14 protein-coding genes and 1 tRNA gene are annotated in these 14,100 nt (G+C 46.6%); 12 read left to right on the plus strand and 3 right to left on the minus strand.

What is annotated here, in order from left to right; all coding sequences use genetic code 11:
• Nucleotides 1–83: 83 nt before the first annotated feature.
• The 3 genes from HW988_RS07535 (at nucleotide 84) to HW988_RS07545 (ending at nucleotide 3,182) form a co-directional block, all read left to right on the plus strand.
• Nucleotides 84–1,256, plus strand: coding sequence for a hypothetical protein (locus tag HW988_RS07535; RefSeq protein ID WP_181606927.1), 1,173 nt, complete (start codon nucleotides 84–86; stop codon nucleotides 1,254–1,256).
• Nucleotides 1,257–1,367: 111 nt separating this feature from the next.
• Entirely contained in the window at nucleotides 1,368–2,540 is a 1,173-nt protein-coding gene (locus HW988_RS07540) for a hypothetical protein (RefSeq protein ID WP_181606929.1), read from the plus strand.
• Nucleotides 2,541–2,549: 9 nt separating this feature from the next.
• Nucleotides 2,550–3,182 (plus strand): hypothetical protein, encoded by a 633-nt coding sequence (locus HW988_RS07545; RefSeq protein WP_181606931.1) that lies wholly within the window; start codon nucleotides 2,550–2,552, stop codon nucleotides 3,180–3,182.
• Between the two features lie 33 nt (nucleotides 3,183–3,215).
• On the opposite strand, the gene HW988_RS07550 is transcribed toward HW988_RS07545, so the two are convergent.
• The 3 genes from HW988_RS07550 to HW988_RS07560 all read right to left on the minus strand — a co-directional run bounded on the left by HW988_RS07550 (nucleotide 3,216) and on the right by HW988_RS07560 (nucleotide 4,275).
• Nucleotides 3,216–3,620: a hypothetical protein gene (locus HW988_RS07550; protein WP_181606934.1), complete on the minus strand. Its 405-nt coding sequence runs from the start codon at nucleotides 3,618–3,620 to the stop codon at nucleotides 3,216–3,218.
• A gap of 97 nt (nucleotides 3,621–3,717) precedes the next feature.
• Nucleotides 3,718–3,951 (minus strand): hypothetical protein, encoded by a 234-nt coding sequence (locus HW988_RS07555; protein WP_181606936.1) that lies wholly within the window; start codon nucleotides 3,949–3,951, stop codon nucleotides 3,718–3,720.
• A gap of 242 nt (nucleotides 3,952–4,193) precedes the next feature.
• Nucleotides 4,194–4,275, minus strand: a tRNA-Leu gene (locus HW988_RS07560).
• Nucleotides 4,276–4,604: 329 nt separating this feature from the next.
• Between HW988_RS07560 and HW988_RS07565 the strand changes: the two genes are divergently transcribed.
• From HW988_RS07565 to rpsO, 9 genes are all read left to right on the plus strand, one after another.
• Entirely contained in the window at nucleotides 4,605–5,813 is a 1,209-nt protein-coding gene (locus HW988_RS07565; RefSeq protein ID WP_181606937.1) for a hypothetical protein, read from the plus strand.
• Nucleotides 5,814–5,921: 108 nt separating this feature from the next.
• Complete coding sequence (locus tag HW988_RS07570; protein WP_181606938.1) at nucleotides 5,922–6,548, plus strand: hypothetical protein; 627 nt, start codon at nucleotides 5,922–5,924, stop codon at nucleotides 6,546–6,548.
• A gap of 6 nt (nucleotides 6,549–6,554) precedes the next feature.
• On the plus strand, nucleotides 6,555–6,992 hold the full coding sequence (locus HW988_RS07575) for a GNAT family N-acetyltransferase (protein ID WP_181606940.1): 438 nt from the start codon (nucleotides 6,555–6,557) through the stop codon (nucleotides 6,990–6,992).
• 304 nt (nucleotides 6,993–7,296) lie between these two features.
• Nucleotides 7,297–7,821, plus strand: a complete 525-nt coding sequence (gene rimP, locus HW988_RS07580; RefSeq protein ID WP_142699875.1) for a ribosome maturation factor RimP — start codon at nucleotides 7,297–7,299, stop codon at nucleotides 7,819–7,821.
• Between the two features lie 12 nt (nucleotides 7,822–7,833).
• Entirely contained in the window at nucleotides 7,834–9,231 is a 1,398-nt protein-coding gene (gene nusA, locus HW988_RS07585) for a transcription termination factor NusA (RefSeq protein WP_142699876.1), read from the plus strand.
• Between the two features lie 42 nt (nucleotides 9,232–9,273).
• The gene (gene infB, locus HW988_RS07590; protein WP_181606941.1) at nucleotides 9,274–12,198 is read left to right on the plus strand and encodes a translation initiation factor IF-2; all 2,925 of its coding nucleotides are present in this window, start codon (nucleotides 9,274–9,276) and stop codon (nucleotides 12,196–12,198) included.
• Nucleotides 12,198–12,599, plus strand: a complete 402-nt coding sequence (gene rbfA / locus HW988_RS07595; protein ID WP_181606943.1) for a 30S ribosome-binding factor RbfA — start codon at nucleotides 12,198–12,200, stop codon at nucleotides 12,597–12,599. The genes infB and rbfA overlap by 1 nt, the downstream gene beginning before the upstream one ends.
• Nucleotides 12,589–13,548 (plus strand): tRNA pseudouridine(55) synthase TruB, encoded by a 960-nt coding sequence (gene truB / locus HW988_RS07600; RefSeq protein ID WP_181606944.1) that lies wholly within the window; start codon nucleotides 12,589–12,591, stop codon nucleotides 13,546–13,548. The genes rbfA and truB overlap by 11 nt, the downstream gene beginning before the upstream one ends.
• 129 nt (nucleotides 13,549–13,677) lie before the next feature.
• Complete coding sequence (rpsO, locus tag HW988_RS07605; RefSeq protein WP_088614323.1) at nucleotides 13,678–13,947, plus strand: 30S ribosomal protein S15; 270 nt, start codon at nucleotides 13,678–13,680, stop codon at nucleotides 13,945–13,947.
• Nucleotides 13,948–14,100: the final 153 nt, after the last annotated feature.

Below are 14,100 nucleotides of genomic sequence, written 5' to 3' on the forward strand. Positions count from 1 at the left end.
TGCATTGCGGAAGCCGTTTGTCGCCTGCTGGGGAGTGAGCGATAAATAGTTAAATGCGTGTTTGTATGTGTTTGGGGGAATGAGTGGGAAGCTCTAAAGTTGTTCAAAAAATTCTCTGGGCCGTGGGTGCTGTTATCACAGTTGTTGCTTTCAACAACTGTGGTGAGGGATTCACTATGGCAAACCTTAGCTCTGTAGCCGGTGGCAGCACCGAGTTTTCTACAGTCGGCGGGGAGTCTTGTGAAGAAGCGATCGTAAAGGTCTATGCTGCAACTTTCCATCCATTTTTAAATCAAACTTGCGGCGGCTGTCACGTTTCTGGTGGTATCGGTCTGGGAGTGTTTGGTAGCCCGGATGTTGTGCCGTCTTATGCGGCTTTCTCCAGCGTGGGTGCAGCTAAAATTTCAAGTCAGGCCGTGAATGGTTCTCATAAACCTCCCTACACAGGTCCACAAAACCAAGCTCGCATCACGGAGATCAATTCCTATTGGGGTGCAGCTCAGGACAAGTATGCTCAATGTTTGGTTGATACGGGGCAAGCTCAAGTTTCTGCAAAAGTTAAATCAGCGGCGGTCAAAGTCCCTGCGAATCTTGCTACGACATTCGTAACGATGACATGGGATTTGGCTGGTGCAACACCCTCGGCTCCTTTAACTGCCACAATCGATATTCGTCGAGCAGTGATCAGTGGTGTGACTCAAGGTTACGAGTTTAGAAATCCGACTTTGCGTCTGAAAAATGTTTCTTCTGGAAGCTACCAGGTGAACACAGTGAATCTTTACGTTAATATGGCGAAAGCTGTTGAGGCGACCACCTATCAAAACGTGTCTGCTGTAATTTCTACGACAACAGCCACGAATCTTTCTCCGGGCACCGCTAATGCGATTGTGGTTATGACTCCAAACGCGAACGATGTAATCGCCTTGGAATATGAAACTTTGAAATCGACGACGGCCACGTCTCCAACGCCGACTCCAACAGCGACGGCAACAGCCACTGCGACTCCAACGAACGTGACTTATTCACAGTTGATTGCCGTGGGTGGAGTGTTTGCGAACAGCTGTGTGAGCTGTCATAGTGCAAGCAATGCGCGTGGTGGATTGGATTTGACAAAATATGCGAGCGCCAAAGTTGCCGCTACCAATATTCAAGCGCGTATGAATAACTCCAATAATCCGATGCCAACAAGTGGTATCCTTTCTGAAGCTCAACGTACTCTGGTGGACGTGTGGGTTGCTAATGGTGCTCCTCAGTAAGGAGCGCCGCAAAAACTCCGAGCATTTGTAAGCTTTTTGATTTGCGCCTCATTCGTTGGAACCATAGACTTAAACTCGAAATAAGTCTTGTCCATCAAATGAGGTTGCAGCGTGATTTTACTTCTTCCATTTTTGCTTCTTGCAGGAATATTAATTCCACAAGTCAGCCAAGCGTATCCGGATTTTATTTCTTACGGGTACAACACATGCATTACATGTCATTATAACGGACAGGGCAACGGTCCTCTGACTGATTACGGCCGCGCGCTTTTTACGACGGAGATCGCCGCTCGTGACCTGGTATTCAATAAAAACTTACCCGAGGAAGAGATCGCCGCGAAGTCAGGCTTTTTGGGTTCGACTCAACTGCCATGGTGGATTCGTCCCGGCATCAAGTATCGCGGACTTTACTTCCAGCAAAATCCAGGCGGACCGGCTGCGGTTACGAAATACATCACCATGCAAGCCGACGCCAACGTGGCAATTCAATTTGATCGTGGCGCGAAGTACTTGATGGTTTTGTCAGGCGGCTACCAGCTCACGCCAGCGGCCCGTGCCAATATGAATGATCCGGATAACAAAAATTTTATTTCCCGTGAACACTACTTCCGTTGGCAAGTGAATAAGAAATTCTACACGTACGTTGGAACGATGGATAAAGTCTTCGGTATCCGTACCGCAGACCATACCTCCTATAGTCGTTTGGTGACGGACGTTGCGCAGAATGACCAATCCACGGGTGTGATCACGCAATACTACGGTGACAACTGGGAAATCACGGGTGATCTATTTATTGGGAATGTCTTGCAGGAAGATGAAGACGTCCGCCAAAAGGGTCTTTCGGTGATGATGGAATTTGACGTGGCAGATAAGAACCGATTGGGTTTTGCAGTCATGCAATCAAAAAATGACTACGTGGAAAAAACCCGTTTGGAATTTCACCAAAAGTTAGGCTTTGAAAAAGGCGACAGTCTTTTGACTGAAGTGGGATTTGTCAAAGACAGCCCTCTGGCAAATCCAAGCGATAAGGTCGGTGGATACCTGATGTTGCAAAGCTTACTGGGGATCACACGTGGTTATAATATTCTCAGTCAAATTGAATACTACAATGCCACAATGTCATCAGAGTCAGCCGATGAATTTAAATGGTCTTTCGGTCTTTTGGCCTTCCCGATGCCTCGGGTGGAATTCCGCGCAGGTTTCGTAAATGGTCGCAAATTAAATGATACATCTGTGAATGCGGATGCTTGGATGTTGCAGTCACAACTGCATCTGTCCCTGTAGGAGGCGAACGTGAAACAGCTATTGATTATCTCTTCGATCGTATTGCTTTCAGTTTCTGGTTGGGCGCAAAAAAATGGTGCTCCCACAAAATCAGTTGCGACCGCAGCACCAGCGACTGCTCCGCGCGCTTTGGAGCGCTGGTTGTTAACGGGCGAGTACAACTCTTGGGTAGAGAAACTTTCCATTACCAATACCACTTCCGGTAACTCTCAAGACTCCAAAGCCTCTTACTATGGTTTCGGTGTCGGTGTTGAAAAAAACTTTTATTATCCTAAATGGGGTTGGGGTGTCGGCGGTGGTATCGCTGGTGGCAGCGCTGTCGGTGGTGATAAAAACACCGGCCTTAATTACTTCCAAGCCCGCGTGCCCTGGACAGCTTTGAGAATTACTCCGCGTATCTTTTATCGACTGGGGCCGAAGGTAGATTTCGGATTCGATATCTCGTCGTACTTTAAGAATGTAGATTGGCCAACAGGCAGCAGTGCTGACACAACTGTGCAGTCAGGCTCAAAAATGATCTCCGGCGGCTTCTTAGACCTCAGAGCGCGCGTAGGTCAATCCTTTGAATACATCCAAAGCTTCGGAATGGTCTATAAAGACGAGACGATGTATTGGAGAGTAGGGTTAGCCTACAGACTCTAAAACGAAAAAAGCCTGGTTTTTGCCTGGCTTTTTTTATTGGATGTTTAGGATCCAGGTTTCTAGAGTTTGCAGTTGGTCGGAGGTGAGGTTGCCTCCAGAGGGTGGCATGTTTCCGGCGATACCTGTGCTGTTGCCAGAGATTTTAGTATAAAGCTGAGAGCCTGAAAGGCTTCCTGGGGTCACCAGGTTTTGAGCTACGAATTGAGCTTCAGAGATATTACCCCAAGTTTGATGGCTCGCTTGAGTATGGCAAGTCGCACAGTTGTCACGAAGGATGGCTTGAGCGGCCTGGAATGCCGGCGTTCCGCCGCCGCCTTCGCCATAAATATCAGCATCATAACTGGAAGAATTGTAGGCTTTGCCACAGCTCAATGGAGTTAAAAGGGCTAAGCCCAATATAGCTGAAAGTACCAGTTTTGTAGTCGTTCTAAGTCCCATGTCTTTATTAAGCCATGGCTAAAGGAAACTGAAAAGCAAACAAAGGTCCAAGTCTTGTTCCCGAACACTCAAAAAGCAGGAGTTGCGACTCCAAATTTCACCGTTCAACTTTGGGTCGGTCGTTGGAGGCTTTTTCTGGTTTTGAAGAAGGAGGATTGGTCTTTGCGAACAAAGAAATGGGGTTCATTTTCTTGGTTGTGATTTCGGGGGCTACATTGATTTTAGAAAGTGTTTTAGTAGCTTTCTCTAATGTGGAGACGGTAGCAAGTTGCGGCTGCGCACCAGCAGATAGACAGCTAACAAACAAAAGACCTATCAAAAGAGCCTTCATACAAAACACCTCGTCGCTGATTCAATTCTATCAAAAAATAAGGCGCTTTGTATAATCGTCACTCAGTCTTTCGAAAAACAAGACTGCACTTAGCTTAGCGCCAGGAGTTCGCTGCCGGCGGCAGTGAACGACAAAAACAAAGGCTTCGATCTGAGTGGTATTAATCTTCAGGAAATACTCCGACGAAGTCGGAGTGCATAAGGCAAAAATTAAAAAACCGCCAAAAGGCGGTTGTTTAATTTTGGTGCGGGTGGAGGGACTTGAACCCCCATGCTTTCGCGGAAGATTTTGAATCTTCTGTGTCTACCATTTCACCACACCCGCAGTGAGGTGATCTTTTTAATATTAGAAGGCCCTCATCCTCAACATCTTTTTTCAAAAAGCCTGATTTTTCTGAGTTTTTGCCTGCTTTTTCAGCGGGTTTTGTGCTCCAGGCCAATTTGACCCCAGTTTGAAAGAAGTTCAGGAAGCGTTCGAAGAGTTGTCACTCTTTTATGCCGCCACCCGAAATAGGCAGGGTTCCTTAGGACTGCTTAAGCTCGCAAATTCAAGGGTTTACACGGTGGGGACGAAAATCGTCCCAGTTGGCACTGGCTTTGCTCTAGAGGGATTCGATTAAAAAAGGTTTTAGAAAACCACACTGAGGAGACTTTATGAAAAAGTATTACTATATCCTTGCGGCTTTGAGCATGGCGCCGGTATTCGCGTTGGCTCAATCCCTTGAGAGTGATGTTGATGCTGAATTGGACGCTATGTATGCCAAGCAAGCACCAAAACAAGCTGTTGGGACAAACACAACAGTTCTTCCTGCTGCAGCTCAAGGTGAAGTGCAGTCTGTGAAGCCACAACCTATCTATATTATTAACTCACCAGCGCAGGCAGCTCAGGCTACTGCAGCAACTCAGCAAGTTCAAAAACAGCCAACAACTGTTATTGAAGCTTCGCCTTTGGCTGAATCTCGTGCGGAAGCGATCCGTAAGAGCCGTCAAGATGCTGAGGTTCAAACTGAACAAAAGATCGTTGAAAAACTTGAGCAATCTCGTATGGAAGACGAAAAACGTCGTGCTGACGTTTTGTTCGGTGATAAATTTAACAACTTAAATAATCAACAACAGGTTCCAGTTCAACAACCCGTAGCAGCTCCAGTAGTTGTTGCTCCAGTTGCGGCTCCGGCTCCAGTTATCATTGAAAAGCAAGTTAACGACGACGCAGCAACTCGCGAGTTGATCCGTCAGGAAATGGCTGCTTCTCTTGAGAAAAACAAACCAGTCGAACAACGCACTAAATACGTAGCGGGTTTGCTGGGTATGGGTGATTATCCAGACGTTTCTAACGTTAAAGGTAACTATGCTCTGGGTGTGTCTTTCGGTAATAAAGTTGACGGTTTCATCATTGAAGGTTCGTTCCTTTACTCGAACTACACTGTAAGTCCAAATCAATGGACTATGAACAACCCGTACTACAACAATGTTGATATCAACCAATACACAGGTTCTTTGGCAACTAAGATCCAGTTCTTTGATGGTATCGTTAAACCAGTTATCGGTGGTTTGGTTGCTTACTCGTATAGAACGTATGATTTGAAATCGAATAACTATACTTACAACTATAACTACAACAATAACAACATGAAGTCTGATGCAAACTCACACGCAGTAGACTTGGGTGCGTTGGTTGGTGCTGATTTGGAATTCTCTCCAAAATACTCTATTGGTTTGGATTTCAGATATATGTGGAACCTTTCCAGCCGTATCAACTACGGAAGCAACTACAACGCGAACTACAACCAATGGATGAACACAAATCCAATCGAAAAACTGCAATACTATGTAATGACAGTTTCTGGTCGCATGAATTTCTAATTGTTTCCAAAATCTCTCAGTCCCAATTTCTCAGTGGTAGCGGAGTTCTGTAATGGAGCTCCGCTTTTTTTTTGGACAACGCCGGGAACTCCGGTACACAATAGACCCATGCGTATCCTGATTCTTTCCTTATTTATGACTTTCCATGCTTCGGCAGCCACAGTGGTTTCAGAAACTGTCGGGCAGGTGGGTGACTATGTGATCACCAGCCGCGAAGTTCAAATCACTTCTGTCATAGACGCGGTTTTATTTCCACCCAAAGATGCCAAGAAAAACACTCTGCAGGAAACGTCTCCGGGATCTAAGGAATTCCGCAGTCACGTGACTGCTGTTTTATTGGAGGCCGTGGTCGCGATGGAGGCGGAAGCTTTTAACGTGGGCACAGTTTCAGATGCGGAACTTAACGAAGCGGTCGGCAAAATCGAAAGAGCCGCAGCCGGAAAAACTTATTGGAGCCAGCTGCAGCCGACGACGGTTGAGGTGAATAAGTTCACCACTCGTAAATTGGTCGCAAAAAGCTTTATTAAGTTTAAAACCAGTTCTATGGCAGGAATCGTGTCAGATATCGATGCCTTTGCTTATTACGAAAAAAATAAGGCCAAATTCGGAAGCACTTCGTTTGCCTCTATCAAAGACAACATTAAGTCATTCCTTGCGCAACAACAGCTTGAAGAGCGTCTGCGCTCGTGGTTTGAAGTGATGAAGCGCAAATACAAGGTGCGAAATTTTCTTTAGGTCCATATGAGAATCGAATCCCTCTATTCACCCCATAAACCCGCGATGCGTGAACTTGTCGAGGCCATCCACCAGCAAGGTGGAATGCTTCCGCAATTTTATTGGCCGGCAGAAATGCTGGGTGCAGAGATGGCGACGGCGGAAGGCGTGGGGATTTTTGAAGGGGATGATCTGGCGGGCTTTGTGCTTTATCGTGAAGTTCCTGATGCCTGGGAGATTTCCTTGGTGGCGACGCATCCGCGATTTCAGCGCCGGGGTCTGATGGAGATCTTGATTAGGCATTTGATTGCTGCAAAGGGTCAAGATCGCGAGTTGTGGCTAGAAGTGCACGAAAGCAATGAATCGGCCCAAAAACTCTATGAAAAGCTCGGATTTAAGCTCACAGGTCGCAGACCGCGCTATTATAAGGATGGGGCCACGGCGCTCTTGTACTCCTGTCCCTAGGGCTAGATAAGTCCTTGCGCTTCTTTGATAATTTTGCTAGATTAAGGACGTTCGATGGGCCTTAGACAGGCCCATTTTTTTTTGCCACTGAATTCTCTTTTGAGTTCCTCGGACAAAACGGGATGTGTCGGCCAGATACGTTGATTCTTATGAAATCGATGTTTGAGCCCACACACGCTGCAGGCCCTAGTTGGAAATTTGCCAACGGCTTTTAGCAGGAGTCACTTCATTAGTAAGCTGAAACCACCCGTATCGGGGTTGGTGGGCTGAAGTCGCACAGATGGTGCGTAAAGGAAGTGAAGAGATGTCTGAGAGACCCTCTTGGTTAGATAAAGTAGAAAAAATCGCAACTGACGCCGCTGAATCACAGGGATGTCTGCTTTACGATATCGAATTCGTAGGCATGGGCAAGGGTCGTACTTTGCGCTTGTTCATCGATAAAGATGACGAGGGCGGTATCAGCCTTGAAGATTGTTCGAATGTTTCCAAAGCGTTGAATGAAGTTTTGGAAAAGGACGAAGATATCATTCCAGGCGCGGCGTATGCTCTGGAAGTTTCAAGTCCGGGTTTGGAGCGCCACTTGGTAAAACCATGGCACTTTCAAAAAGCGGTTGGCAAGAAAGTGTATCTGAAAACATCCAAGTCCCTGGAGAGCATGGGTGTGACGGACAAAAAATGGAAAGCTGCTAAGACCGTCGAAGAGGTTATTGAATCTGCCGACGATCAAGGTGTGCGATTCGTGGTCAAAGACGTCGAGATTAAAATCCCGTACGGCATGATCGAAAAAGCTAAAGTTTTATTTGAAATTAATAAAGGTCAAAAAAAGTAGAGAGGATGAGCCATGGCTGAAAATATGTTTTCAGATCTTTCCAAAGTGATTGAGCAAGTTGGTAAAGACAAAGGTATCGACAAACAAGTCGTTATCGATGCAATCACTCAAGGCATGCTTGTAGCTGCCCGTAAAAAATACGGTACTTACCGTGAAATTGAAGCGGCCTACAACGAAGAAACTGGCGAAGTTGAATTGTTTGAGTTCAAAGAAGTTGTACCTCGCGAAAAATTCGTCGACGAAGAAGTTGAAATCACTTACGACGACGCTGTTAAATTGGATCCAAATGTTCAAATGGACGACTCTATTGGTATCAAGTTGGAAGCGACTGACTTGGGCCGTATCGCAGCACAAACTGCAAAACAAATCATCATGCAAAAAGTGCGTGATGCTGAACGCTCTATCATCTTCACTGAATTCGAAGAACGTAAAGGTGAAATCGCATCTGGTATCGCTCGTCGCGTAGAAAAAGGCGCGATCGTTGTCGATTTGGGTCGTACGGAAGCGTACATCCCACCTCGTGAGCAAATCCCTGGTGAGCAATACAAACCAGGCGACCGTATTCAAGGTTACCTGTCTGAAGTTCGCCAAACAACTCGTGGTCCACAAATCATCATGTCGCGCGCTGATGAACGTTATTTGATGAAACTTTTCGAAATGGAAGTTCCAGAAATCTATGACGGTGTGGTTGAGATTATGGCAGCGGCTCGTGAGCCAGGACAACGTGCTAAAATCGCGGTTCGTTCTAACGACCAGACTGTTGATCCAGTAGGGGCTTGCGTTGGTATGAAGGGTTCTCGTGTACAAAACATCGTACAAGAACTTCGTGGCGAAAAAATCGATATCGTTCCTTGGGATGAAGACATCACTCGTTTTGCGGTGAACGCTTTGGCTCCGGCTGAAATTTCTCGCGTATTCCTGGATGATACAAACCGTGAAATGGAAATCGTTGTTCCAGATTCTCAATTGTCTTTGGCTATCGGTAAACGCGGTCAAAACGTTCGCTTGGCAGCTAAATTGACGACTTGGAAATTGGATATTATTTCTGAATCTTCAGCGGCGTCTCGTACTGCGGAATCCATCTTCAATTTGATGTTGATCCCAGGCATGAACGAAACTATGGCACAAAACATCTTCCAATCTGGCTTCGGTTCATTCCAATCTGTAGCTCAAGCAAGCGTACAGGAATTGATGACGATCCCAGGTTATGACGATCCAGAAAAGGCAGAGAAACTTTCTAACGAAGCGAAAGCTTTGCTTACTAAGTATGAAGCAGAAGGTACTCCAGTACCAACAGCTCCAACTGTTGCCAAAGAAAGCAAAGCGGGTGGCTCAGCGAAAGCTCAGGCCGATGCATTGTTGAAACAAGAGTTGCAAAAATTGAACTCTCAAGAAGCTGAAGAAGAATAGATTTATAAAGTTTAAGTTACAGTTACTACACAGGGAGACTGAGTGAGTAATCCAAAAGTTTTTGAATTTGCGAAAGAAATCGGGATGACCCCGCTGGCTTTAATGGACAAAATCCGTGAATGGAATTTGCCTGTTAAGAGCCATATGGCGGAGTTAGATCCTCAGGTTCTTGAGCAGATTAAAATTAAGTTGGGTGGTGGCGATAAGCCGGCTGAAGAAGCAAAACCCAAAAAAGCGGCAACTCGCAAGGCACCAGCTAAAAAAGTAGCGGCGCCTGCAGCGGCTGAAACAGACGCAGCAGCGGCAGCAGCCTCTGGTGCAGCGAAGCCTTCGGTTATTCGTCGTAAGACGAAAGAGGAAGCGGCTCCGGTTGAAGCAAAAGCAAAAGTAATTTCCAAACCCGAAGTTGAAGAAGAAGCGGAAGCTCCTAAAACAACTCGTGTTGTAGTTAAAAAGCCAGCAGCTGCGGCTGCTCCGAAGGAAGAGGTTGAAGAACCAACTCCAGCGGTGGTTGAAGAAAAGCTTGTTGCGAAACCAGAACCAACACCTGTGGCGGCGGCTCCAGCAGCTCCAGTGGTGGAAGCCAAAGTTGAAGCTCCGGCTCCTGTGAAAACAGAAGCTCCAGCAGCGCCAGCGGCATCCGCTCCGGTTCAGGCTCGTAAGAAAGAAGTTGTTGTTGGAACTAGCGGTATCGCAAGCTCGTCGACTCCGGCTTCTGCTCCGAAAAGAAATATCATTGGACGCATGGATCTTTCCCGCGTTCAGACACAAGCTCCGCAGCGCTCACAAGGTGAGCGTCCACAAGGTGGAGGTTTTCAACCTCGCACAGGTGGCGGTGCAAGTGCTTCTTTCACAGGACCTCGCCCGGGTGGTTTCAATCGCCCCGCAGGTGGTGCGCCAACGCGTAACATCCGTCCTGGCTTCGTAGCGCAGCAAGCTCCTCCAGAGATACCAACTGAAGGTGGCGATCACCACCACAACAAAGAGTTTGATAAACGCAAACGCTTTGGTGCAGCTCCGGCTGTGGCTCCAAGTGCATTCAATGCGGGGCCAAGCGCTCGTGAAAAAGAAAAAGAAGAAGAAGTTAAAACGTTCAACCCCGTTGAGTTCCGTAAGCGTGAGATGGTGTTCCAGCCTAAAAAGAAAAAAGGCGTATTGGATCGCGATGCTCAGAAAACTCAAATCACAACAGCGGCAGCTCATAAACGTATCGTTAAAGTTAATGGCACAATGAAGCTGACGGATTTGGCAATGGAGATGGGCTTGAAAGCTCCTCAATTGGTCAAAGTTTTGATGTCGAACGGTGTTATGGCCAACATGAATACTTCGCTGGATTTCGATACGATCGCTTTGATCGTTCCTGAATTTGGTTGGGAAGCTCAAAACGTATTCAAAACTGCTGATGACGTAGCGTCGGAAACTGCATTCGGTGATATGGATGCAGAAAAAATCACTCGTCCACCAGTTGTTACAATCATGGGTCACGTTGACCATGGTAAGACTTCCTTGTTGGATGCTATCCGTAATGCTGACGTTGCCAAAGGCGAAGCCGGCGGTATCACGCAGCACATCGGTGCTTACTCTGTTAAATTGGAAGACGGTTCATTGATCACGTTCCTAGACACTCCGGGTCACGAAGCCTTCACGGCGATGCGTACTCGTGGTGCGAACGCGACTGATATCGCGGTTATCGTGGTAGCAGCTGATGACGGTATGATGCCGCAAACGCAAGAATCTATTAACCATGCGAAAGCAGCTGGCGTACCTATTATCGTGGCTGTGAATAAGATGGATAAACCCGGTGCGAATCCGGACCGTATCAAACAACAATTAACTGAACTTGAAATCGTCCCAGAAGAATGGGGTGGTAACACGATCTTCGTGGAAGTTTCAGCTCTTAAGAAAACAGGCTTGAAAGAGCTTCTTGAGCAAATCAAATTGTTGGCTGAAATCGGTGAGCTTAAAGCCAATCCTAAACGTTCGGGCACAGGTCTTGTGATCGAAGCGAAAATGGAAAAAGGCAAAGGACCTGTTGCAACACTTCTGGTTAAAGACGGAACTGTTGCTGTTGGTCAGTACATCGTAGCAGGTACAATGAAAGGCCGCGTTCGTTCTTTGACGAATGATAAAGGTCAAAGAGTTGAATCTGTGGGTCCAGGTCTTCCAGTGGAAGTTTTGGGTCTGGATGGTGTTCCAGCTGCCGGTGATAAGTTCGATATCGTTAAAGACGAAAAAACAGCTGAAGAGATGTCTACTTTGAGAAAAGAACAAGCGGCGAAAGCTGCGGCAACTCCAGCGTCGAAAATGTCTTTGGACGAAATCTTCTCTAAAGTTAAATCTGGCGATGTGAAAGAGCTTGCGATCATCTTGAAAGCAGACGTTCATGGTTCTCTTGAGGCCATCAACGGAATGCTTTCTAAATTGGTGACTCCGGAAGTGAAAGTGCGTGTGATCCACGCCGCTGTCGGTGGTATCAATGAGAATGACGTGACTTTGGCGAACACTTCTAAAGGTATCGTTTTGGGCTTCAACGTTCGTCCTGACTTGGGCGCACAAGCTAAAGCGAAACAATTGGGTGTCGACATCAGAACTTACTCGATCGTTTACGAATTGATCGATCAAATGAAAGCTGCGATGTCCGGTCTTCTTACTCCAGATATGGTTGAAGAAGTTATGGGTCGCGTGGAAGTTCGTAACGTGTTCAACGTACCAAAAGTTGGAACGATTGCGGGTTGCTTCGTTATCGATGGTAAAGTTCAGCGTAACAATTCGATCCGTCTTCTTCGTGAAGATAAGATCATTTACGAAGGCAAGATCGCATCGCTTAAACGTTTCAAAGACGACGCCAAAGAAGTGGCTTCTGGCTACGAGTGCGGTATCGGCATTGAAAACTACAACGACGTTAAAGTCGGTGATATGATGGAAGCTTTTGTTAAAAAAGAAGTTGCTAGAGAATTGGGTCTATAATGAAAAACATGGGTGATGGGCGCCGAGTCGCTCGCGTAGAACGTGAAATTCAAGCTACCATCGCTCAGTTTTTGATCCGTGGTTTCAAAGTACCGTTGCCAGGTTTGGTGACGGTGGCTTCAGTTAAGATGCCAGCGGATTTGCGTGCCGCAAAAGTCTATGTCAGTGTTCTGGGGTCCGATAAAGATCAAGAATTGGCATTGGAGTTGTTGCAAGAGCGCGCTTTCGAAATTCAAAACTTTATCGGCAAAGAACTTAAAATGCGTTATTGCCCAAAACTGACTTTCTATGTGGATCACGCCACAGAGCAGGTTTTGAAAGTGGAACGCATTCTTTCTGATCTTGAGTTGGAAAGAAAATCCAAAGAGCCTAAAGAAGACTCAGAGTCTGATGACGAATAATTCTGAAAATTCAAAAACGCCTCCGGCTAAACGGATCAGCGTCGATTTCAATGGTTTGTTACTTGTTGATAAACCATCCGGCATTTCCAGCCATGACGTGGTTTCGCGTTTGCGTCGTATTATGGGCACAAAGTCTGTCGGTCACTCCGGCACCTTGGATCCTATGGCGTCAGGCTTGATGGCCTGCCTGATCAATGAAGCGACCAAGCTTTCTCAATACATTCTGGAAGGTGACAAGGGTTACCGCGTGCGAATTCAATTTGGGATTCGCACCGACACCCTGGATACCACCGGAGAAACTTTGGAAACCAAGCCCGTCAATTTGGTGCAGGAAACTTTGCTTGCGGAAGCTATGAAGCTTCAAGGTGAGATGGAAGTGGAAGTTCCGATTTACTCGGCCATCAAAGTTCAGGGTAAAAAGCTATACGAATATGCCCGCCAGGATAAAGACGTTGTGATCCCTAAAAAGGTCATGAACTTCTGGGATGTTCAATTCCTGGGAATGGGGGAGGATTGGGCTGAGTTCGATCTTCGTTGCTCTAAAGGCAGCTACATTCGTACATGGGTGGATCTTTTGGGGCAGGCTCTTGGCTGTGGTGCGGCGATGAGTGCTCTGCGCAGAACTTATTCAGCCCCCTATCATTTGCAGCAGGGGCAAACCCTGGAGGCCATTGAGGAGTGTGTAAAAAAGAGCACTTTTTCACCGGCTTTTGTGGCGATGGATGCCGCTTTACCGATGGTGAAGCGTATCCGCGTGAAGGGACAGGATCAGGTGCTTTTGGGGAATGGCCAGATCAGCCATGACCTGCGTAGCCAGCTTATAGCTGTTTTTAAGCCCGATGAAGACCAATACGTGCAGATTCTTGCCTTGGAGGGTGGGAAGCTTTTGGCCATTGTTGGCCTCGAGCCAGGACGAGGATTTGTCCTGAAGCGCGTATTCAAATACTAATTATTTTCACTACTTGACCCCGCTTGCGGGCTCAGATAGAACCTTACAAAACCTGCCTAGGATCGACAGCCATGACGACTAAGGTGGGGAGTTTACAAACCGGCGGTAACGCCAACACAGGAGACGCTAATGGCAGTCACTAAAGAACAAAAAGCACAGATCGTTAACAAGTTCAAAACTGCAGGCCTAGATACTGGTTCAGCACAAGTACAAGTTGCTTTGCTTACAGCACGTATCAACGACCTTACAGTTCACTTCACTACTCACAAAAAAGATTTCCACGGTCGTCGTGGTCTTGTGACTCTAGTAAATCAACGTCGTAAGCTTTTGGATTACTTGCACCGCAAAGACGTTAAAGGTTATCAAACTCTTATCAAAGAACTTGATATCCGTAAGTAATCTCCATTTAAATAAGATACTAAAGAAGGGGCTGAATAGCCCCTTCGAACTTTAAAAAACAGGAAGCCAGCTGAGAAATCGCGCTGACTTCGAAAACAAGCAAAGATGGCTTGTTGAATGTCTCAGAATGATTTTTGAGATGGCTTCCACAAA

This window comes from Bdellovibrio sp. KM01 (assembly GCF_013752535.1).
Classification (GTDB): domain Bacteria; phylum Bdellovibrionota; class Bdellovibrionia; order Bdellovibrionales; family Bdellovibrionaceae; genus Bdellovibrio.